General features: G+C 50.8%; 23 protein-coding genes and 3 tRNA genes. 16 read left to right on the top strand and 10 right to left on the bottom strand.

All coding sequences use genetic code 11. From position 1 onward, the window contains the following. The first annotated feature begins 526 nt into the window (after positions 1 to 526). The 7 genes from sufA to ldtE all read left to right on the top strand — a co-directional run bounded on the left by sufA (position 527) and on the right by ldtE (position 7,153). On the top strand, positions 527 to 901 hold the full coding sequence (gene sufA / locus VH187_RS12235; RefSeq protein WP_329701723.1) for a Fe-S cluster assembly scaffold SufA: 375 nt from the start codon (positions 527 to 529) through the stop codon (positions 899 to 901). A 2-nt stretch (positions 902 to 903) separates the two neighbouring features. Continuing rightward, complete coding sequence (gene sufB / locus VH187_RS12230; RefSeq protein ID WP_329701722.1) at positions 904 to 2,391, top strand: Fe-S cluster assembly protein SufB; 1,488 nt, start codon at positions 904 to 906, stop codon at positions 2,389 to 2,391. Between the two features lie 16 nt (positions 2,392 to 2,407). Next, complete coding sequence (sufC, locus tag VH187_RS12225) at positions 2,408 to 3,154, top strand: Fe-S cluster assembly ATPase SufC (protein ID WP_329701721.1); 747 nt, start codon at positions 2,408 to 2,410, stop codon at positions 3,152 to 3,154. Further along, positions 3,129 to 4,400, top strand: coding sequence for a Fe-S cluster assembly protein SufD (gene sufD / locus VH187_RS12220; protein ID WP_329701720.1), 1,272 nt, complete (start codon positions 3,129 to 3,131; stop codon positions 4,398 to 4,400). The genes sufC and sufD overlap by 26 nt, the downstream gene beginning before the upstream one ends. Further along, complete coding sequence (gene sufS, locus VH187_RS12215; protein ID WP_329701719.1) at positions 4,397 to 5,617, top strand: cysteine desulfurase SufS; 1,221 nt, start codon at positions 4,397 to 4,399, stop codon at positions 5,615 to 5,617. Before sufD ends, sufS begins: the two co-directional genes overlap by 4 nt. A 12-nt stretch (positions 5,618 to 5,629) precedes the next feature. Further along, positions 5,630 to 6,046 carry a cysteine desulfuration protein SufE gene (sufE, locus tag VH187_RS12210; RefSeq protein WP_329701718.1) on the top strand — a complete coding sequence of 139 codons (417 nt, stop codon included), beginning with the start codon at positions 5,630 to 5,632 and terminating at the stop codon, positions 6,044 to 6,046. A gap of 102 nt (positions 6,047 to 6,148) precedes the next feature. Next, entirely contained in the window at positions 6,149 to 7,153 is a 1,005-nt protein-coding gene (ldtE, locus tag VH187_RS12205) for a L,D-transpeptidase LdtE (RefSeq protein WP_329701717.1), read from the top strand. Between the two features lie 68 nt (positions 7,154 to 7,221). On the opposite strand, the gene VH187_RS12200 is transcribed toward ldtE, so the two are convergent. The 3 genes from VH187_RS12200 to ynhH form a co-directional block, all read right to left on the bottom strand. Then, the gene (locus VH187_RS12200) at positions 7,222 to 7,458 is read right to left on the bottom strand and encodes a major outer membrane lipoprotein (RefSeq protein ID WP_034455915.1); all 237 of its coding nucleotides are present in this window, start codon (positions 7,456 to 7,458) and stop codon (positions 7,222 to 7,224) included. Between the two features lie 305 nt (positions 7,459 to 7,763). Beyond that, the gene (gene pykF, locus VH187_RS12195; RefSeq protein ID WP_329701716.1) at positions 7,764 to 9,176 is read right to left on the bottom strand and encodes a pyruvate kinase PykF; all 1,413 of its coding nucleotides are present in this window, start codon (positions 9,174 to 9,176) and stop codon (positions 7,764 to 7,766) included. Positions 9,177 to 9,183: 7 nt separating this feature from the next. Then, on the bottom strand, positions 9,184 to 9,414 hold the full coding sequence (ynhH, locus tag VH187_RS23545; protein ID WP_422663483.1) for a protein YnhH: 231 nt from the start codon (positions 9,412 to 9,414) through the stop codon (positions 9,184 to 9,186). A gap of 180 nt (positions 9,415 to 9,594) precedes the next feature. On the opposite strand from ynhH, the gene fumD reads away from it, so the two are divergent. After that, the gene (gene fumD, locus VH187_RS12190) at positions 9,595 to 9,807 is read left to right on the top strand and encodes a fumarate hydratase FumD (RefSeq protein WP_329701715.1); all 213 of its coding nucleotides are present in this window, start codon (positions 9,595 to 9,597) and stop codon (positions 9,805 to 9,807) included. Positions 9,808 to 9,836: 29 nt separating this feature from the next. Then, the gene (locus VH187_RS12185; protein WP_329701714.1) at positions 9,837 to 10,556 is read left to right on the top strand and encodes a substrate-binding domain-containing protein; all 720 of its coding nucleotides are present in this window, start codon (positions 9,837 to 9,839) and stop codon (positions 10,554 to 10,556) included. Here the strand turns inward: VH187_RS12185 and VH187_RS12180 are convergent. Genes VH187_RS12180 through VH187_RS12170 form a run of 3 tightly spaced genes read right to left on the bottom strand, consistent with a single transcriptional unit; the run spans position 10,542 to position 13,349 of the window. Continuing rightward, positions 10,542 to 11,291 carry an ABC transporter ATP-binding protein gene (locus VH187_RS12180; protein ID WP_329701728.1) on the bottom strand — a complete coding sequence of 250 codons (750 nt, stop codon included), beginning with the start codon at positions 11,289 to 11,291 and terminating at the stop codon, positions 10,542 to 10,544. The two genes, VH187_RS12185 and VH187_RS12180, sit on opposite strands and share 15 nt — an antisense overlap. Beyond that, positions 11,291 to 12,295: a FecCD family ABC transporter permease gene (locus VH187_RS12175; protein WP_329701713.1), complete on the bottom strand. Its 1,005-nt coding sequence runs from the start codon at positions 12,293 to 12,295 to the stop codon at positions 11,291 to 11,293. The genes VH187_RS12180 and VH187_RS12175 overlap by 1 nt, the downstream gene beginning before the upstream one ends. Continuing rightward, positions 12,285 to 13,349, bottom strand: a complete 1,065-nt coding sequence (locus VH187_RS12170) for an ABC transporter substrate-binding protein (RefSeq protein ID WP_329701712.1) — start codon at positions 13,347 to 13,349, stop codon at positions 12,285 to 12,287. Before VH187_RS12170 ends, VH187_RS12175 begins: the two co-directional genes overlap by 11 nt. A 198-nt stretch (positions 13,350 to 13,547) precedes the next feature. On the opposite strand from VH187_RS12170, the gene VH187_RS12165 reads away from it, so the two are divergent. The 7 genes from VH187_RS12165 to VH187_RS12135 all read left to right on the top strand — a co-directional run bounded on the left by VH187_RS12165 (position 13,548) and on the right by VH187_RS12135 (position 18,843). Next, complete coding sequence (locus VH187_RS12165; RefSeq protein ID WP_329701711.1) at positions 13,548 to 14,315, top strand: basic amino acid ABC transporter substrate-binding protein; 768 nt, start codon at positions 13,548 to 13,550, stop codon at positions 14,313 to 14,315. Between the two features lie 67 nt (positions 14,316 to 14,382). Further along, the gene (locus VH187_RS12160) at positions 14,383 to 15,147 is read left to right on the top strand and encodes an amino acid ABC transporter permease (RefSeq protein ID WP_329701710.1); all 765 of its coding nucleotides are present in this window, start codon (positions 14,383 to 14,385) and stop codon (positions 15,145 to 15,147) included. Continuing rightward, positions 15,134 to 15,856, top strand: a complete 723-nt coding sequence (locus VH187_RS12155) for an amino acid ABC transporter ATP-binding protein (protein WP_329701709.1) — start codon at positions 15,134 to 15,136, stop codon at positions 15,854 to 15,856. The genes VH187_RS12160 and VH187_RS12155 overlap by 14 nt, the downstream gene beginning before the upstream one ends. 89 nt (positions 15,857 to 15,945) lie before the next feature. After that, positions 15,946 to 16,689 carry a peptidoglycan editing factor PgeF gene (gene pgeF, locus VH187_RS12150; protein WP_329701708.1) on the top strand — a complete coding sequence of 248 codons (744 nt, stop codon included), beginning with the start codon at positions 15,946 to 15,948 and terminating at the stop codon, positions 16,687 to 16,689. A gap of 392 nt (positions 16,690 to 17,081) precedes the next feature. Then, positions 17,082 to 17,720, top strand: coding sequence for a helix-turn-helix transcriptional regulator (locus VH187_RS12145; RefSeq protein ID WP_329701707.1), 639 nt, complete (start codon positions 17,082 to 17,084; stop codon positions 17,718 to 17,720). Next, a complete protein-coding gene (locus tag VH187_RS12140; RefSeq protein WP_329701706.1) occupies positions 17,707 to 18,315 on the top strand; it encodes a helix-turn-helix transcriptional regulator in 609 nt (202 codons plus the stop codon). The genes VH187_RS12145 and VH187_RS12140 overlap by 14 nt, the downstream gene beginning before the upstream one ends. A gap of 171 nt (positions 18,316 to 18,486) precedes the next feature. Next, positions 18,487 to 18,843, top strand: a complete 357-nt coding sequence (locus tag VH187_RS12135) for a hypothetical protein (RefSeq protein WP_329701705.1) — start codon at positions 18,487 to 18,489, stop codon at positions 18,841 to 18,843. A gap of 77 nt (positions 18,844 to 18,920) precedes the next feature. Here the strand turns inward: VH187_RS12135 and mscS are convergent, their stop codons facing one another. The 4 genes from mscS to VH187_RS12115 form a co-directional block, all read right to left on the bottom strand. Further along, positions 18,921 to 19,814, bottom strand: coding sequence for a small-conductance mechanosensitive channel MscS (mscS, locus tag VH187_RS12130; RefSeq protein ID WP_329701704.1), 894 nt, complete (start codon positions 19,812 to 19,814; stop codon positions 18,921 to 18,923). Between the two features lie 156 nt (positions 19,815 to 19,970). Further along, positions 19,971 to 20,047, bottom strand: a tRNA-Val gene (locus tag VH187_RS12125). Positions 20,048 to 20,056: 9 nt separating this feature from the next. Beyond that, positions 20,057 to 20,133: transfer RNA gene (locus VH187_RS12120), tRNA-Val, on the bottom strand. A gap of 2 nt (positions 20,134 to 20,135) precedes the next feature. Next, positions 20,136 to 20,212 (bottom strand) — tRNA-Val (locus tag VH187_RS12115). Positions 20,213 to 20,249: the final 37 nt, after the last annotated feature.

Below are 20,249 nucleotides of genomic sequence, written 5' to 3'. Positions count from 1 at the left end.
GAGATCGGCTTCGGTTTTAATGCCTTTAGCCAGTTCAGCCGCAAGAGCTTTAAGTTTCTTTTCGTCCATAATTTGCCTGTCTCCGTGAGTGGAGTGAACATATCAAAAACAGGCAATTACACAATTTTAATTACAGTCTCGTGATGAACGTTGATTTTACTTATCAATAGTTTTTCCTTAGTTATATTTGGACACACAATCTGCCTTCCAGGCGGCCTTTCCCCGTGACTAACGGGCAAAGGCCGCTACACTCCATTAGCAAAACCTTATCGCATAAATCGGTATTTTCGATACATCTTTTCATTGTGTCATTTTTTCGCCCCCTTCCCCCATAAAATATTTATCTATCAATATATTAAGTATATTCAGAACCACCTGTTCACCTTGTCCATAGGGTCTATGCTTAGTAAAAGCCCTTGATCGGGGAGATCCCTGCGAAAGCCCCTGCTGATAAGGGGTTGAAGTGATAATCATTATCACTAACATAGAGGGATGCCCTGGTGGCTTCAACTCATAAGGTGGACCTATGGAATTGCAATCAGAAACCTTCAATCCTGCCGATTTTGCCTGGCGCGGCATCAATATGACGGCTGCGGCGGCTGCACATGTGTGCGAACTGGCCATCAAGCAGGGCGTACAGGGGATCCGGCTTGGGGTGAAAACCTCCGGCTGCGCAGGTTTTGCTTACGTACTGGATACCGTCACCGAGCCGAAAGCAGATGATCTGCTGTTCGAAACTGACGGCGCAAAATTGTGGGTGCCGTTACAGGCCATGCCTTTTATCGATGGTACGGAAGTTGATTACGTGCGCGAAGGCCTGAATCAGATCTTTAAGTTTCACAATCCGAAGGCCCAGCATGAATGCGGCTGTGGTGAAAGTTTTGGGGTGCAGGCGGAGTAATTATGTCACGTAATACTGAAGCAACTGACGATGTCAAAACCTGGGCCGGTGGTCAGCTCAACTATAAAGAAGGGTTCTTTACCCAACTGCAAACCGATGAGCTGGCACTTGGGATCAGCGAGGAGGTGGTGCGCGCCATCTCTGCGAAACGTAACGAGCCTGAATGGATGCTCGAATTCCGCCTGAATGCGTATCGGGCGTGGGTTGAGATGGAAGAACCGCACTGGCTGAAAGCCCATTACGACAAACTGAATTACCAGGATTACAGCTATTACTCCGCACCGTCCTGCGGCAACTGCGATGATACCTGTGCGTCACAGCCGGGCGCGGTGCAGCAAACGGGAGCCAATGCCTTCCTGAGTCAGGAAGTGGAAGAGGCGTTTAATTTGCTGGGCGTGCCGGTGCGCGAAGGGCGTGAAGTAGCGGTCGATGCCATTTTCGATTCCGTTTCTGTGGCGACAACCTACCGTGAAAAACTGGGTGAGCAGGGCATTATTTTCTGCTCGTTTGGCGAGGCCATTCATGATCACCCTGAACTGGTGCAGAAATACCTTGGCACGGTCGTGCCGGGAAATGACAACTTCTTTGCAGCACTGAATGCGGCTGTGGCCTCAGACGGCACTTTTATTTACGTGCCAAAAGGTGTGCGCTGCCCAATGGAGCTTTCCACCTATTTCCGCATCAACGCCGAAAAAACCGGTCAGTTCGAACGTACCATTTTGGTGGCTGATGAAGGCAGCTACGTCAGCTACATCGAAGGTTGCTCTGCTCCGGTGCGAGACAGCTATCAACTGCATGCCGCCGTGGTTGAGGTGATTATTCACAAAGATGCCGAAGTGAAATATTCAACCGTGCAGAACTGGTTCCCTGGTGATAACAACACGGGCGGCATTCTGAACTTCGTCACTAAACGCGCATTGTGCGAAGGCGAAAACAGCAAAATGTCGTGGACTCAGTCGGAAACCGGCTCGGCCATCACCTGGAAATACCCAAGCTGCATTCTTCGTGGCGATAACTCGATTGGTGAATTTTTCTCGGTGGCGCTGACCAGCGGTCACCAGCAGGCCGATACCGGCACGAAGATGATCCACATCGGTAAGAACACCAAATCGACGATTATCTCAAAAGGCATCTCTGCCGGGCACAGCCAGAACAGCTACCGTGGCTTAGTGAAAATCATGCCGACGGCAACCAACGCGCGTAACTTTACTCAATGCGATTCGATGCTGATTGGCCCGGACAGCGGGGCGCACACCTTCCCGTACGTGGAATGTCGCAACAACACCGCACAGTTGGAACACGAAGCCACTACATCACGTATTGGTGAAGATCAGTTGTTCTATTGCCTGCAACGTGGCATCAGCGAAGACGACGCGATTTCAATGATCGTCAACGGTTTCTGTAAGGACGTTTTCTCAGAGCTGCCGCTGGAGTTTGCGGTCGAAGCGCAAAAACTGCTGGCTATCAGCCTCGAACACAGCGTCGGTTAAGGATTAAGGGACACACATGTTAAGTATTAAAGATTTGCAGGTTGCGGTAGAAGACAAAGAGATCCTGCGTGGGTTGAACCTTGAGATTCGACCGGGTGAAGTGCACGCCATTATGGGGCCGAATGGTTCCGGAAAAAGCACGCTATCTGCAACGCTTGCCGGGCGTGAAGATTATGAAGTCACTGGCGGAACGGTGGAATTCAAAGGCAAAGACTTGCTCGAAATGGCCCCGGAAGACCGCGCCGGAGAAGGCATTTTTATGGCGTTTCAGTATCCGGTAGAAATTCCCGGCGTCAGTAATCAGTTCTTCCTGCAAACCGCGCTGAATGCGGTGCGTACCTATCGCGGACAGGAGTCGTTAGATCGTTTCGATTTTCAGGATCTAATGGAAGATAAAATCAAACTGCTGAAAATGCCGGAAGATTTGCTGACCCGTTCGGTGAACGTGGGCTTTTCTGGCGGCGAGAAAAAGCGTAACGACATTCTACAAATGGCGGTGCTGGAGCCGGAACTGTGCATTCTCGATGAATCAGATTCGGGCCTCGACATTGACGCGCTGAAAATTGTTTCCGACGGCGTGAACGCGCTGCGCGACGGCAAACGAGCATTCATCATCGTCACCCATTACCAGCGTATTCTGGATTACATCAAACCCGATTTTGTCCACGTGTTGTATCAGGGGCGTATCGTGAAGTCCGGCGATTTCTCGCTGGTTAAACAGCTGGAGGAGCAGGGCTATGGCTGGCTTACCGAACAGCAGTAACGCACTGCAACAGTGGCATCATTTGTTCGAGGAGCAGGGTAATGCGCGCTCGGCGTATTCCGAGCAGCACCTGCAACACATGCTGCGTTTGGGGCTGCCGTCGCGTAAGCACGAAAACTGGAAATATACGCCGCTCGATGGGTTGCTCAATAACCAGTTTGTCAGCGCTGATACAGTGATCAACGGCGAACAACGCGATGCGCTGGCATTGCCCGTTGATGCGGTGCGGATGGTGTTTGTAAATGGTCAGTACAACGCCGATTTGAGCGACTCGCTGACAGACAGTGGGTTCAGCGTGACGGTCGACAACGCACGCGAAACGTTGCCTGCCGCCGTTCAGCCAGAAGTTTTCCTGCATCTGACGGAAAGCCTGGCGCAGACGGTGACGCATATTCAGGTGGCACGTAATCAGCGTCCGGCTAAGCCGCTGCTGTTGATGCACATTACTCAGGGCATTGATGGCGAAGAGATGAATACCGCGCATTATCGGCATCATCTGGAACTGGCGCAGGGGGCGGAAGCGACGATCATTGAGCACTTTGTGAGCCTCAACACAGAGCGCCATTTTACCGGCTCTCGTTTGACGATGCAGGTGGCAGACAACGCCCATTTGCATCACATCAAACTTGCGTTTGAGAATCCAACCAGCTATCACTTCGCCCATAACGACATCCTGCTTGGGCAGGATGCCAGCGCGGCCAGTCACAGTTTCCTGCTCGGCGGTGCGGTGCTGCGGCATAACACCAGCACGCAGCTTAATGGCGAAAACACTACACTGCGCATTAACAGCCTGGCGATGCCGGTGAACAGCGAGGTGTGCGACACGCGGACCTGGCTTGAGCATAACAAGGGCTTCTGTAACAGCCGTCAACTGCACAAAACTATCGTCAGCGATAAAGGCCGGGCGGTGTTTAACGGGCTGATTAACGTGGCGCAGCATGCAATTAAAACCGACGGGCAGATGACCAATAACAATCTGCTGCTCGGGCGGCTGTCGGAAGTCGATACAAAACCGCAGCTGGAAATATACGCTGATGACGTGAAATGCAGTCATGGGGCGACAATTGGCCGTATTGACGACGAACAGCTGTTCTATTTGCGTTCACGCGGAATCGACCAGCAGGCCGCGCAGCAGATGATTATCTACGCGTTTGCCGCTGAACTGACTGAAGCCATCAGCGACGATACCATCAGGCAGGAAGTTCTGGCGCGGATCGGCCAGCGTTTACCGGGAGGAAGAGCATGACATTTTCCATTGAACGGGTTCGCGCTGATTTCCCGGTGTTGACCCGTGAAGTCAATGGGCAGCCGCTGGCGTATCTCGACAGCGCCGCCAGCGCGCAGAAACCCAATGCAGTCATTGACGCCGAGGCCGAATTTTACCGTCACGGTTATGCGGCGGTGCATCGCGGTATTCATACGCTGAGCGCAGAAGCCACCGGCCGTATGGAACAGGTTCGCCAGCAGGCGGCAACATTCCTTAATGCCCGTTCTGCGGAAGAGTTGGTGTTCGTGCGCGGCACCACCGAAGGCATCAATCTGGTGGCGAATAGCTGGGGCGGCAGCAACGTCGGCAAGGGCGATAACATCGTCATCAGCCAGATGGAACATCACGCCAATATCGTGCCGTGGCAAATGCTGTGTACGCGTACCGGTGCCGAGTTACGAGTTATCCCGCTGAACGTAGACGGTACATTGCAATTGGATGCGGTGCCGGGCCTGTTTGATGAGCGCACAAAGTTACTGGCGATAACTCAGGTCTCTAACGTGCTTGGCACGGAAAACCCAATCGGCGCATTGATCGAACTGGCGCATCAACATGGCGCGAAAGTGCTGGTGGATGGCGCGCAGGCGGTGATGCATCACGCGGTCGACGTGCAAAGTCTTGATTGCGATTTCTACGTTTTCTCAGCGCATAAACTGTATGGCCCGACAGGGATTGGTGTGCTGTATGTAAAAGAGTCCATTCTACAAGAGATGCCGCCGTGGGAAGGGGGCGGGTCGATGATTGCGACAGTCAGCCTGACAGAAGGCACCACGTGGGCAAAAGCGCCATGGCGTTTCGAGGCGGGCACACCCAATACCGGCGGGATTATCGCGTTAGGCGCTGCGCTGGATTATGTTAGCGGTTTGGGGCTGGACAACATTGCCGATTATGAACAAACCCTAATGCACTATGCGCTAGCGGAACTGGCATCGGTGCCTGATCTCACATTGTACGGCCCGCAGAACAGACTCGGCGTGATCGCGTTTAATCTCGGCAAACATCATGCGTATGATGTCGGGAGTTTCCTTGATAATTATGGCATTGCGGTGCGCACCGGGCATCATTGTGCCATGCCGCTGATGGCGTTTTACAACGTGCCCGCGATGTGTCGAGCCTCACTGGCGATGTATAACACGCTTGAAGAAGTCGACCGTCTGGTGGCAGGATTAAAACGTATTCACCGTTTACTGGGCTAACAGGGAGGCGCTATGGCCGCATTGCCGGACAAAGACAAATTGCTGCGCAACTTCAGTCGTTGCGCCAATTGGGAAGAAAAATACCTGTATATCATCGAACTGGGTCAGCGTTTAGCCCCACTTGATGAGGCTGCGCATGGCCTGGAAAACATTATTCAGGGCTGTCAGAGTCAGGTCTGGATTGTGATGAATCGCAATGCGCAAGGGCAGATCGATCTGCAAGGCGACAGTGACGCGGCTATCGTCAAAGGATTGATTGCTATTGTTTTTATTCTTTATCAGCAGATGACCGCGCAGGATATTCTGGTCTTTGATGTGCGTCCGTGGTTCGAGAAAATGGCGCTCACCCAACACCTCACGCCCTCGCGTTCGCAGGGGCTCGAAGCGATGATCCGCGCAATTCGCGCGCAGGCTCTCAGTTTTAGCTAAACTAAAAATACAGCTTTCATTCTGTTACGCGAGGCGGGGATTCCGCCTCGTGGGTGGTTCAGCTTTCTGACGAACTGTCAGCGAATAAAAGGGAAACTCAGTATGAAACGCGCGTCTCTATTCACTCTTATGCTGTTAGGTGCTCTCGGCGCGTCTCAGGCCGCCAGAGCGGTTGAATATACCTTACCGGCCAATGGTAGCCGTTTGGTTGGGCAAAATCAGACTTACACCGTGCAGGAGGGTGATAACAGCCTGCAAACCATCGCCCGACGATTTGATACAGCAGCGATGATTATCCTCGAAGCGAACAATACGATTGCCCCGGTGCCCAAACCGGGCACGCAGGTGATCATTCCCCTTCAACTTTTACTGCCTGACGTACCGCGGGAAGGGATCGTGGTGAATCTGGCGGAACTACGCCTCTATTATTTCCCGCCGGATGGCAATACGGTGCAGGTCTATCCGTTAGGGATTGGTCAGCTTGGTCTGGAAACGCCAGAGATGACGACCCGTGTGGGACAGAAAATCCCGAATCCGACCTGGACACCGACGGCAGGCATTCGCCAGCGTTCGCTTGAGAAAGGCGTCACGCTGCCACCGGTTGTTCCGGCAGGGCCAAATAACCCGCTGGGGCGCTTTGCACTGCGTCTGGCTTACGGTAATGGTGAATACCTGATTCATGGCACAAATGCGCAGAGCAGCGTCGGGCTGCGCGTCAGTTCGGGTTGTATGCGTATGTTCACGGATGACATCAAAGCGTTGTTCGCGCAGGTGCGTGTCGGCACAACGGTGCGGGTTATCAATCAGCCAGTGAAATATTCCATCGAACCGAACGGAACGCGTTATATGGAAGTGCATCGCCCACTCACTCAGGATGAAACGCAGAACCCGCAAACCATGACTTATGTGCTTCCTGTGGGTTACACGCAGTTCGCGAGCGATAAGGGCACTGACAAACTTATGGCGGATAAAGCGATGTATCGTCGTGCAGGGTATCCGGTCGTCGTGTCGTCAGGGGCAACGCCTGCCACAACGGGCACGGTGCCTGTCTTGTCGGTTCAGAATGGCACACCGGCAACGGCGAATGAAATGCGGGTGACGCAATAAAGCAGGGAAGGTAAATAGCAGGCAAAAAAAATGACGCACAATGTGCGTCATTTTTATTACAGGTACTCTTACTTACGGTAAGAGTGAGCCTGGTTGTCCAGACGCTGGTTAGCGCGTGCTGCGTCGTCTTTAGCAGCTTGAACGTCAGAACGCATTGCGTTCACGTCGTTGCTCAGCTGGTCAACTTTAGCGTTCAGAGTCTGAACGTCAGAAGACAGCTGATCGATTTTAGCGTTAGAAGAACAACCTGCCAGCATAGTAGAAGCCAGGATTACCGCGCCCAGTACCAGTTTAGTACGATTCATTATTAATACCCTCTAGATTGAGTTAATCTCCATGTAGCGTTACAAGTATTACACAAAGTTTTTTATGTTGAGAATATTTTTTTGATGCGAATGTGCTTATTTTTGATCGTTCGCTCAAAGAAGCACCTAACTGGCGTGCAAAACGCAAAAACTGTGTGAAAACAGTACGATTTAATCGGATTCATCTTAAGTAATCCCGACTTAAATAGTGAGAGCCGATTTGCTTTTTTAATGAATCACGCTACTAAGGAAATAAAAAAGCGCCACGAGGGCGCTTTTGACGAAATAAATCGGCTGAAAAAGAATTACAGCACGTGAACAGATGCGGTGTTGGTGGTGCCACTTGGAACCAGCGCACCGGAAACCATGACCACAACGTCGCCTTTCTGAGCCAGACCGCTCTGCAGCGCCACTTCTTTACCCAGACGGTAGAAATCATCAGTAGAAGAGATTTCTTTCACCAGCTGCGCGTTAACGCCTTTAGACAGCACCAGCTGACGTGCAGTCAGTTCGTTGGTGGTCAGTGCCAGGATGGTGGCATCCGGGAAGTATTTACGGATAGCGCGAGCAGATTTACCGCCCTGGGTCGCAACAACGATCAGTGGCGCTTCCAGTTTCTCAGCAGTTTCTACCGCACCGCGGCAAACCGCTTCGGTGATGCGCAGTTTACGGCTGTCGTTGTTGAAGTCCAGACGGCTGGTCATCACGCGGTCAGTACGTTCACAGATGGTCGCCATGATGGTGACGGCTTCCAGCGGGTATTTACCCTTAGCGGATTCACCAGACAGCATGACTGCATCAGTACCGTCCAGAATGGCGTTAGCCACGTCGCCTGCTTCAGCGCGCGTTGGACGTGGGTTCTTGATCATAGAATCCAGCATCTGGGTCGCGGTGATAACCACTTTGCGAGCGCGAACGCATTTCTCGATGATCATCTTCTGCGCGAAGATAACTTCTTCAACCGGGATTTCAACACCCATATCGCCACGAGCAACCATGATGCCGTCAGACGCTTCGAGGATTTCGTCGAAGTTGTTCAGGCCTTCCTGGTTTTCGATTTTGGAGATGATCTGGATGTTTTCGCCGCCGTGGGCTTTCAGGTGCTCACGGATTTCCAGCACGTCAGAACGCTTACGGATAAAGGATGCAGCAACGAAATCAACACCTTGCTCGCAACCGAAGATCAGGTCTTGTTTGTCTTTCTCAGCCAGCGCTGGCAGAGCGATAGAAACGCCTGGCAGGTTAACGCCTTTGTTTTCGCCCAGGTCGCCGTTGTTCAGCACTTTACAGATGACCTTGTTGCCTTCGATGGCGGTCACTTCCATGCCGATCAAACCATCATCAACCAGGATGGTGTTGCCCACTTTCAGGTCGGTAGTGAAACCTTCGTAGGTGACGGCAACGGTTTCGGTGTTACCGATAACGGTTTTGTCAGTGGTGAAAGTGAAGGTCTGGCCTGCTTTCAGGGAGACGTCGTTGCCGCCTTCCAGTTTGATGGTACGGATTTCCGGACCTTTGGTATCCAGCAGGATAGCGGCTTTTTTACCGGTTTTGCTTACCACGTTGCGCAGGTTCTGGATGCGCTGGCCGTGTTCAGCATAATCGCCGTGAGAGAAGTTCAGACGCATAACGTTCATGCCAGCGTCCAGCATTTTGGTCAGCATCTCTTCGGATTCGGTTTTTGGACCGATGGTGCAAACAATTTTGGTCTTTTTCATGACAGTCTTAGTCTTTAAGTTGAGAAGGATAGGGGGATCTCGTTTCGTGGGCGCACTGCCACGAGGTCAAACTTGTGTTACGAATGTCGCGATGCCACGAGATAAGGATAGGTGACATCAAAAAAGCGTGCAGAGGAAAGTGAGCCTGGTTTTCAGCTACGAGGGATGAATGACGAATTGTGTTATTTTTTGTGCAGTCCAATGCGCTGAAACCATTCAAGAAAGAATCGGTGCACATTATACGAGGTTACGGGTAAAAAAGAAAACGAAAACGCCGTTTCAGAACAAGACGATAGCGCTTAACAAAATCCCTACCATTCGATCTTTTCGCTGTAACAAAATCAAAGGGCGAAAGTTGGGGCGAATGACGCTATTATCAGTAATGAATTAAAAATTAATGGGTTAGCAGGAGCACGACATGGGCAATCTGAGTAAAGACGACGCGTTGTATCAGGAGATGTGCCGCGTGGTGGGCAAAGTCGTACTGGAAATGCGTGACCTTGGCCAGGAGCCAAAACACATTGTGATTGCGGGCGTGCTGCGTACTTCGCTTGCTAACCAGAACATCAAACGCACGGATGTGACCCGAGAAGCGATGGAACGCGTTATCATCGCGCTAGCGGGACAATAAATGCAGATAGTCGGGAAAATTTCACGCGTATGACCACATCGCTCAACGTTCTCGCCGCCGGAAGCCTGAAAAGGGCGTTTATTCCGCTGTGTCAGCAGTTCAGCGACCAAACGGGGATTACTGTCACCGTGGATTTTGGTCCGGCGGGTTTGCTGCGGGAACGTATTGAAGCAGGAGAACCCTGCCATCTCTTCGCGTCCGCAAATACACAGCACCCGCAAACGCTGCTCGCCAGTGGGCGGGCGCAATCGGTGGCAACCTTTGCATTTAATCGTCTGAATTTGACGGCGCGAAAAACGGCACAAACGGAAAACAGCGACTGGCTGAGTCTGCTGACAGATCCGTTGCTGCGTTTAGGCACATCAACGCCGGGCTGTGATCCTTCTGGCGATTACACCTGGGAATTGTTCGAGCGTATTGAAGCACGACACCCGGAAGTTGACCTCAAATCTCGGGCGAAAATGTTGGTGGGCGGTCGGGATTCTTCAACCGTTCCTGCAGGGGAAATCGCAGGCGCGTGGCTGATTCGGCGTAATTTGACCGATCTGTTTATCGGCTACGCACACTACGCGCACGCGCTGGAAAACACCGACGATTTGCGTATTCTGCCGCTGCCTGAAGCGTATCAGTCGCGCTGTGAATACCAGTTGGCCGTTCTCAACAACGACGCCCAGGCGCTCGCAAAATACATCGTCACAGGTGAAGGGCAGACTTTTTTACGTCACGCGGGCTTTCTAACGCTTGATTGAAAATAGTGGTGCCACTACCTGACGCGGATAATTTTCCAGCGTCAACGTTTGCACTGGCACGCCATAGGCCTGCAGCAGATTTCGCTCGGTGACCACGTTCGGCGTTTCATCCGCCAGCCATTTGCCGTCCGGTAACAGCATCAGCGTATGGCTCGCCACTTGCAGCGCATGAGTGGGATCGTGAGTCGTGAATAACACGCTGCGCCGCTCGCGATGTGCAAGGTCGCTTATCAGCTGTAATACCACCTGCTGGTTCGCCAGATCGAGGGCCGAACAAGGCTCATCGAGTAAAATATTCTGGCTGCCGCTGACCAGCGCGCGGGCAATCATCACCAACTGCTGTTGACCGCCAGAGAGCGCGCCAAACATTTTTCTGGCGAGCGGTGACATATTGAGTTTTTCCAGCGCCTGCGCCACATGTTGTCTGTCATCGGCGGAAGGCTGAGAAAATATTGCCACATGACGGGCGCGGCCCATCAGCACCACTTCCTGAACCTGCCAGGCGAACGCCGGACGAAATGACTGCGGCACTACACTGATGCCACCTTCGACCGTAAACGTGCCGCCGAGCGCGGGCAGCACACCTGTCAGCGTATCGAGCAGCGTGCTTTTCCCTCGTCCGTTAGCGCCAAGTACGGCCCAAATTTCACCCGGCTGGCAGGCAAAATGTAAGGGAGAAAACAGCGGCTGGTCGTGGCCATACAACAATTCGCTGACGGAGAGTGAAGCGCTGATCATTGTGCGCACCTGCGATTGTTATAGATAAGCAGAAGGGTGAATACCGGCGCGCCGAGCAGGGCGGTGATAATACCAATAGGGATTTCAGCGGCGGTGAGTGTGCGGGCCAGATTATCAACCACGATCATAAATGCGCCGCCGAGCCAGAATGCGGTAGGCAAAAGACGACGGTGATCTGCACCCACGAGCAGTCGTGCAAGATGCGGGATAACCAACCCGACCCATGCAATGCTCCCGCTGACCGATACCTGCGCGGCGACCAGCAGCGCACAGCAAATCAGCACGCCGCGACGCAGCGGTTTTACGGATACGCCGAGCGCCCGGGCATCTTTTTCATCCAGCGATAACAAATTCACTCGCCAGCGAAGGGTAAACAGCACCAGTGTCGCCAGTATCATTGGCAGCGCGACGAGCGTCACTTTATGCCAGTTGGCGGTGGCGAAACTGCCGAGCAGCCAGAACACGATATTCGGCAACACTTCTTCCGTGTCGGCAAGATACTGCATCAGACTCACCAGTGCGGCGAAAAAGCCGCTGAGGATGATGCCCGATAAAATCAGCACCAGCGTGCTTTCGCGCCCTTGCAATGTCGCAATCAGATACACCAGACCGAGTGCGGCGAGGCCAAAAGTGAACGTTGAGCCCATCATCAATAACGGACTCAACCCCAGCATAATGGCGAGCGTGCCGCCAAAAGCGGAGCCGGATGTTACGCCGATAATATGCGGATCCACGAGTGGGTTGCGGAACACCCCCTGCAACGTCGCTCCACTCAAGCCCAGTGCTGCGCCGCAGAGAAACGCCATCACAACGCGTGGTAAACGAACCGACCAGACAATCTGACTGGCGATGTCATGCATTGCTTTTGGGTTTATCAGTCGCTGAACCACTTCGCTGAGTTGCAGATGATATTGACCGAGGCACAACGAAATTAGCACCAGAAGCAGGGTTACTGCCATCAGCGCCGTTTGCAGCGCGCGAAAGCGTGATTCACTGAGCATCCGCTTTCCAGTTCACACGATAAAAGCGCTGATAGTAATCCTGCGCCTGCGCGTCGACATCGACAGTTTGGTAGCGCTGCGGATAGAGCTTTTTCGCCATCCACAGTTCACCAATCGCCAGTGCTTCCGGCATCGGATAACCCCAGGCTTTTGCATATTCAGGCATCAGCCACACGCGATGGTTTTTGACTGCGTCAATAGCCTGCCACTGCGGATCAGATTCAATCTGTTTCACGACCTGTGGGTAGCGGTCCTGAACAAAAATGACTTCCGGGTTCCACTGTAAAACCTGTTCCAGTGAGACCTGACGTGCGCCTTTCACCGTGGCTGCCGCTACGTTCAGCGCGCCCGCATGTTCCATCATCAGACCGGTATATTTGCCTGAACCGTAGGTGTTGAGATCCGGATTTGCCATGTAAACACGGACTTTTTTCTCCTGTGCAATGTCGGCTACGGGCGCATTGGCTTTGGCGCGCGCTGCAAAGGTGTAAGCAATTAGCGCTTCGGCTTCTTTCGGACGTTCAACAACCTCGCCAATCAAGCGAATTCCCTGTTTTAACCCTTCGTTATAGGCCTGTTCTTCGTTAGCCATTGTCGGGTTCATTTTATTTTTTTCGCCAGCGGCATCTTCACGCAAGGAAATTGCAACGACTGGAATACCAGCATTTTGTATCTGCTGAATCATCTCCGTTGGCGCGTAATTTGCGACGAAGACTACCTGAGGATGTAGCGCCAGCAGGCTTTCAACGTTCGCCTGCGTCAGATCGCCAGGCATCGGGAGAGTGGCTATTTTCGGCATGAAACGTGCGAACTGCGGCCCAAGCTGTTTTTTCCAGCTACTCATCACGCCGACGATGTCGTCTTGTGCGTTGAGCTGCACCAGTAAATTCAGCGTCTGGTGTTGCAACACCACCACGCGGTTAACATGATCGGGCAGGGTGACCTGACGACCTAACTGGTCAGTAACAGTGCGATCGGCATGGGCGGCGGAAACGGTGAACAACGTGCTACAGGCAAGCGCCGCGCACAAGTAAAGGTGATGTAGTCTGGACATGAACTCACTCAGAGAAGGATAAAAATCGATATATATTAAATTATATAGCGATTCTTGATGCAAATCCTAACGTGCGGTTTACCCACAATGAGTGACAGGGAATTGTTATAACGCGCAGTTATAACTCTATTCGTGTGTTGCATATGCCTCACAAGTTATGTATTTTTATGCAAATTAAATGCATAAAAAGGTGGTGGCATGATTAGCAAATGGATTAAAGCATGTTGTTTGACGGCGACGATGGTTGTCAGCGCTCAGGTTGCGGCAGAAACGTACATTGTGGGCGCAGGCGGGACATACCGTCCGTTCGAATATGAAAACAATCAGAAGCAGCTGGAAGGTTTTGACATCGACGTCATTAAAGCCATTGCGAAAGCAGAACAGTTCGATATCAAACTGGTGAATACACCGTGGGAAGGTATTTTTGCCACCCTAAATTCTGGCGACCGCGACATCATCATTTCCGGGATAACGATCACGGATAAGCGTAAGCAAATGGTCGATTTCTCCGCACCGTATTTCCCGGCTGAGCAGTCGATTGTTGTACCAAAAGATTCCAAAGTGACATCGTTGGCGGCGCTGAAAGGTGAGAAGGTTGGGGTGGTGAACTCCAGCACTGGCGATATCGTAGTGTCTGACGTATTGGGCAAAAACAGCACTGCTATCAAACGTTTCGACAACACCCCGTTAATGCTTCAGGAGTTATTTGAAGATGGAGTTAGCGCCGCGGTGGGCGATGTGGGTGTGGTGAAGTACTACATCAAACAGCATCCAGAAAAACAGTTCAAACTGGTGCCAGACGCAAAATTTGAACGCCAGTATTTCGGCATCGCGGTAGCGAAAGGGAATACTGAACTGCTCGCAAAACTCAATGACGGCCTGAAAAAAATTGTGGCTGATGGCACCTACGCCAAAATCTATCAAACCTGGTTTGACACCGACGTGCCGGCATTACCGGCGCAATAATCACACTACTTTTATAGTTTATGGCGTTCGTGACGACTTACGAACGCCATTTTTTCAGGGATAAGTTATGACGGGATTCCGTTGGGAAATTATCGAGGAATATGGCCCGCTGTTTGTTGATGGCGCGATAATGACCCTCAAATGCACCATTATTTGCGTATTTCTCGGCACACTGTGGGGATTAACACTCGGCCTTGGACGAATGGCAAAGGCCGAACACGGACCCAGGAAATATGTGCTGCGCTATCTGGTACAGTTCCCGGTGCGTTTTTACGTCAGCGCATTTCGCGGTACGCCGCTGTTTGTGCAAATCATGGTGGTGCATTTCGCGCTGATGCCGTTGTTGATTAATCCGCGTGACGGTTTACTGGTCACCAGTGGCGTAATGAGCAGCGATTTTGCGCGTGAAATGCGTTCAAACTACGGCGCTTTTCTGTCGTGTATTGTCGCGATTACGTTGAATGCTGGCGCTTACGTTTCTGAAATATTCCGCGCGGGTATTCAGTCTATAGACAAAGGGCAGATGGAAGCCTCTCGTGCGCTCGGGATGCCGTGGTGGAAGACCATGCGTAAGGTGATCCTGCCGCAGGCGTTTCGTCGGATTTTGCCGCCGCTTGGCAATAACGCGATTGCGATTGTTAAAGATTCGTCGCTCGCCTCTGCGATTGGTCTGGCCGATCTGGCCTATGCCGCGCGAACTGTTTCCGGTGCTTATGCCACCTATTGGGAACCGTACTTGACCATTTCGGTAGTGTATTGGGTTATTACGTTCGTGCTGGCGCAACTGGTTAATCGTCTGGAAAAGAGGTTTGGCAAAAGTGATTCACATTAAAAATCTGCATAAATACTTTGGCGATAGCCACGTTTTGCGCGGGATTGACTGCGACATCCAGCCACAGGAAGTGGTCTGCGTCATTGGGCCTTCCGGTTCCGGGAAAAGCACCTTTTTGCGTTGCATGAATGCGCTGGAGTCGGTGAGCGAAGGTGAAGTCAGAGTGAACGGTTTCGCCGTGCACGATAAGAAAACTGATCTCAATAAAATGCGCGAAGGCGTGGGCATGGTATTCCAGCGCTTCAATTTGTTCCCTCACATGACGGTGCTGGACAATTTGCTGATGGCACCCATGTCCCTTTGCGGTATGAATCGCAATGAGACAGTCGCATTTGCCGAAGGGCTGCTGGCGAAAGTGGGATTGAGTGATAAGCGTGATGCCTGGCCTTCAAGTCTTTCTGGTGGTCAGCAACAGCGCGTAGCGATTGCCCGCGCGTTAGCGATGCAGCCATCAATTATGTTGTTTGATGAACCGACTTCCGCGCTCGATCCTGAACTCGTAGGCGATGTGCTGGAAGTGATGAAAAATCTTGCCAGTGAAGGGATGACGATGGTTATCGTCACCCATGAAATGGGTTTTGCCCGTGAAGTGGCTGATCGAGTGATTTTCATCGATCAGGGCATTATTCAGGAGCAGGGCACGCCGGAGCAGATTTTCAACTCGCCGCAGAATCCTCGTACCGCATCGTTTCTCAGCAAAGTGTTGTAATTTATCGTGACCAGCGATGTCGTCCGACTTGTCGGAACGGCGTCGCTGAATTAGGGTTAAAGGCTACGACATCACGATGACTGATAATTATGGCCTGGTTCTCTCGATTACTGGCGGACATTCCTGGCGTTCGCCACGCCTTTCTCGATGTGCATGAGTCAAGTGTCTTCGACAAATCCCGTATCGTCGATATCAAACAGGTTCATGGTACGGATATCCTGAATTTCACGACAACACCTCATAGCAGACCACATGTCGACGGCGTTTTTACATCGGTTTCCGGACAGCAAATTGGCATAGTCACCGCTGATTGCTTGCCGTTGCTGATGGCTTCTCGCGATGGATGTTTCGTGGCGAGCGTTCATGCCGGATGGCAAGGAACCGCACAGGGGATTATCCAGCAAAGCGTGAAGCGGTTTACTGATGCAGGCATTGACGCTGCGGATATTGTGGTTGCTATCGGCCCGCATATACGCCCGTGTTGTTATGAAGTGTCGTCCTCGTTTCTGGACGTATTACTGGCAACGCCCTCTGCAGAACAGGTACGTCAGCATCAACAGAAATTGTTCTTAAACGTACCGCGAAACTCGAATGCCCATAGTGCACGCGCCCGCGAAGAAAACAGTTTGTGGTTTGATTTACCAGCATTTTGTCAGGTTCATTTGCAGGTCGCAGGGATCCGCTCAGCGAATGTTGACTGGCTAGAAAAGTGTACCTACTGCGCGCCAAAAGAACTCGGTTCATATCGGCGGCGAACACATTTCCCTGCAACTAAAACGCAACAAGTTTCAGTGATTGTGAGAGGAAGCGAATGTTCCGGATTGTCCACGTAGCATTCTCATTATGAAGAATATAATGAAACCAATCCGGGGTGGATGCAGATTAATAACGTTAAGCAAAGGTTGCAAATGCTATTTCAATGCAGCTGAGGAAATTAAACTTCCGCTCTAATATTTAACAGCTTTGACTACTTATATCTGTTGAAGTGCATCCACAGCGGACTGACATCATCATTCACAGAACGTCACAACTAGGATTGCGATTATCCTTAATTGGTTTCAATGCTAATGATTTAAAAAATGAATATTAATTTTTTTGCACTTAAACTAAATTGCACAATCCACTATTGGACCATCTTCTCCATTTAAAATTTAGCTAAATATATTATTCTACCCTTAGTAATCATTTTCTGACTATGGATGTTATGACTCAAGGATGCAAAACTGTGCCAGCGTTATTTCTTTATGAACCCCGAATGTTGCTGCGTACGGTCGTTACCAGCCTTGTGGAAGGGAATGATTCTGCCATTCAATCGTTCCCCGTGCTGCCTCATCTAACTGAGAATGTGTGCTCAAGCACAGCAGAAAACAAAATTATGCTTGTTGGTCTCGGTGGCGCGGGTGCAGCGTTTCCCGATCTTTTGCGTTTTATCCGCAGTGTTAAAACATTCAAAGTGAAGACCCTGGTTTGGGTGCCTGACGAGTATCCCTGGTTGCAAAAACTATTAAGTACTATCTATGCCGGGAGAATTATCCTCGAAGAAAATCTAGGAAGTGCGTTGCTGCCCGCCTTGAATGAACTGAGTGGGCTTAAAACTATCTCGTACCGGAGCAGTAACGCAACAAAGCGTCCTCGACGGATGACACAGACAGAACTGGAAATTTTGCTGCAATTTGCTTCGGGATTATCGTCGAGGGAAATGGCTGATAATCGCAAGTGTAGTTATAAAACGATCTTCTCCTGGAAGCATAATATTTGCGAAGCGTTAAATATCGAAACGAATGCGCAATGGTTGGAAATGCTGACTGAGATAGTCCAATTATCTTCAATGTATCAAGCAGGACAAAGCTATGGCTCTCTATAATGTATTATATCTGTCTCATCAGACCATCTGGTTTAATGCGATTAATCATGGTTTTGAACAGCTTGCCAGAACGAATCCAGGTTGGACTTATTCTGTCACCACCACGGCGCAGGAAACCCAGCCGACACCTAACTTGTATCTTCTCGATTTAACGGAAGAAAAAGAGGTGTTTGTGGAGTCGTTTCCCGTTCCGAGCCCGCGTATGCTGGTTATGGTGCATGCATCTCAACGTCGTTTGATTAAACAGTTATTCCAGCAAAGTCGTTGTTCAATCCTGTGTGTTGATGAACACTTTTTCAATTTCCGTGAAATTATTGAATCAAGCATGCGTAACAAGCGATTCCTCAGTCCCTTCATTCGTGAAATAACCACTCACGTTCCATCATCAGAAGAGATCATTGTATTAACTGATGCGGAAAGTAAGGTTCTGGACTTTATTCGAGAAGGGAAGAGCGGCGTTGAGATTTCTCAAGCGTTATTCCGTAGCCAGAAAACGATCAGCAGCCACAAGCGCAATATCATGCGCAAGTATGGCGTCAGAGACGATCTGGGGCTAAAGAAAAAGCTCCTCGTTTTGGCTGAAAGCGCCTGCTAATGAAAATCCCGCATAATGCGGGATTTTGCTTTTTAAAGAGGGTGTGTGGAATCCGTGCATATCGGCATTAATTTTTTATCGGACAAAAACGGTGTGTTTTTCCGCTCGCAAGATGAATAGCATGAAAAATTGAGACGCACATGTCTTACCATTTATCTTGATGAGAACCTGATGAAAAAACTAATGCTGATTGCCGCTGGAGTCATACTGCTGAGTGGTTGTACAGTCCGCGTTGCGGATTTAACCGTTGCCAGTAGTAAGAACTATAATCTTAACAGCACGAAATTCGTGAAGGGTAAGCGGGTCACAGCTGAAGATAGCTATCCAGTTATCTTATTCCCGACAGGGATCCCGAATGTGAAAACGGCCATCGATCGCGCTATTGAGCAGAACCGTTGCGCCGTTGGTTTAACCGATATGGTGGTAAGCCAACTTAATCATGCCTTTATTTTCGGCAAAATTGGCGTGCGCGTAGAAGGGAATTTGCTACTGGATAGAAGCGTTGCAGGCTGTGAAAACGCCAGCTAAAAATGAATCCTCTAAAAAATGGCCACTCGAAGTGGCCTTTTTTATACATAGAGGTTTTTACATCGCCCAGGACTGGTTTATGACTGAGTTTTTCCGTGTACGCTATGTGTATCTGGCAGTGGCTGTGACTGGCGCAGATCGTTAACATGCACATCCATTTGCGGGAAAGGCATCTGGATCTGATTTTCATCTAGCGCGAGCTTGATGTTTTCCATCAAATCGAAATAAACATCCCAAAAGTGGGCGTTATCCGTCCAGACACGCACCACAAAATTCAGTGATGAAGGGGCAAACTCATTCAGACGAATGGTGTAACCTTTCTGGTGAATAATACGAGGGTCAAGTTTGACCACCGTGGTAATGACATTTTTAACGTGGGTGATATCAGAGTTATAGGAAACACCTAAAGCAATATCGACGCGGCGTTGCTGCTGACGTGAGAAATTCGTAATTTCGCTGGCGATAATTTTGCCATTGGGCACGACGACCATCTTGTTATCGGACGTTCGCAACGTTGTCGAGAAAATATGGACTTCCTCAATGGTGCCAGAAACGGCCCCGACGCTGGCAAACTCGCCTGCCCGTATCGGGCGTAGTGACACCAACAAGACTCCCGCAGCAAAATTTGCCAAAGAGCCTTGCAGTGCCAAACCAATAGCCAGACCCGCTGCACCGACGACGGCGATGATCGACGACGTTTCCACACCAATACGACCTAGCGCGGCAATTACCGCGAAGGTAAGCAGCGCATAGCGAAGCAGGGCACTGCAAAACAGCGTAATGGTGTGATCGACTTTCCGCTTGGTGAGTAGCGCTTTAAAACCGTTGCTGGCGATGCGCGAGAAAAAAATGCCCAGGACAAGCAGGAAGATGGCGCCGATTAAATTCACGCAACCCTGCATGATCACAGATTGATTATTCACGACCCACAAGATCACCTGCCTGATCCCTGGAAATGCCTCAACTTTCATACGCCGATCCGTTGGAAAAAAACGCATTATACTGGGCGATGGTCGAAGGGGAACGCACTAAGGAGTCCAGGATTGGAATGAGCCAAAACGGTCAGAAATGAGGGTGTCGAAAATAAATAAAGGGGGATTAAAAAGAGTGTGGAAGAAAATAAAGAATGGTGCGTCCGAGTGGACTCGAACCACCGACCCCCACCATGTCAAGGTGGTGCTCTAACCAACTGAGCTACGGACGCATAAAGAAATGGTGCGTTTAATTGGACTCGAACCAACGACCCCCACCATGTCAAGGTGGTGCTCTAACCAACTGAGCTATAAACGCAATGGTGCGTCCGAGTGGACTCGAACCACCGACCCCCACCATGTCAAGGTGGTGCTCTAACCAACTGAGCTACGGACGCACAACGGGGACGAATATTAGCGGTAGGGAGGAGAAGT

This window comes from Scandinavium sp., from assembly GCF_036271055.1.
Lineage (GTDB): Bacteria > Pseudomonadota > Gammaproteobacteria > Enterobacterales > Enterobacteriaceae > Scandinavium.
The sequence above is the reverse complement of the archived record's forward strand: the minus strand, read 5'-3'. Positions and strand labels throughout refer to the sequence as shown.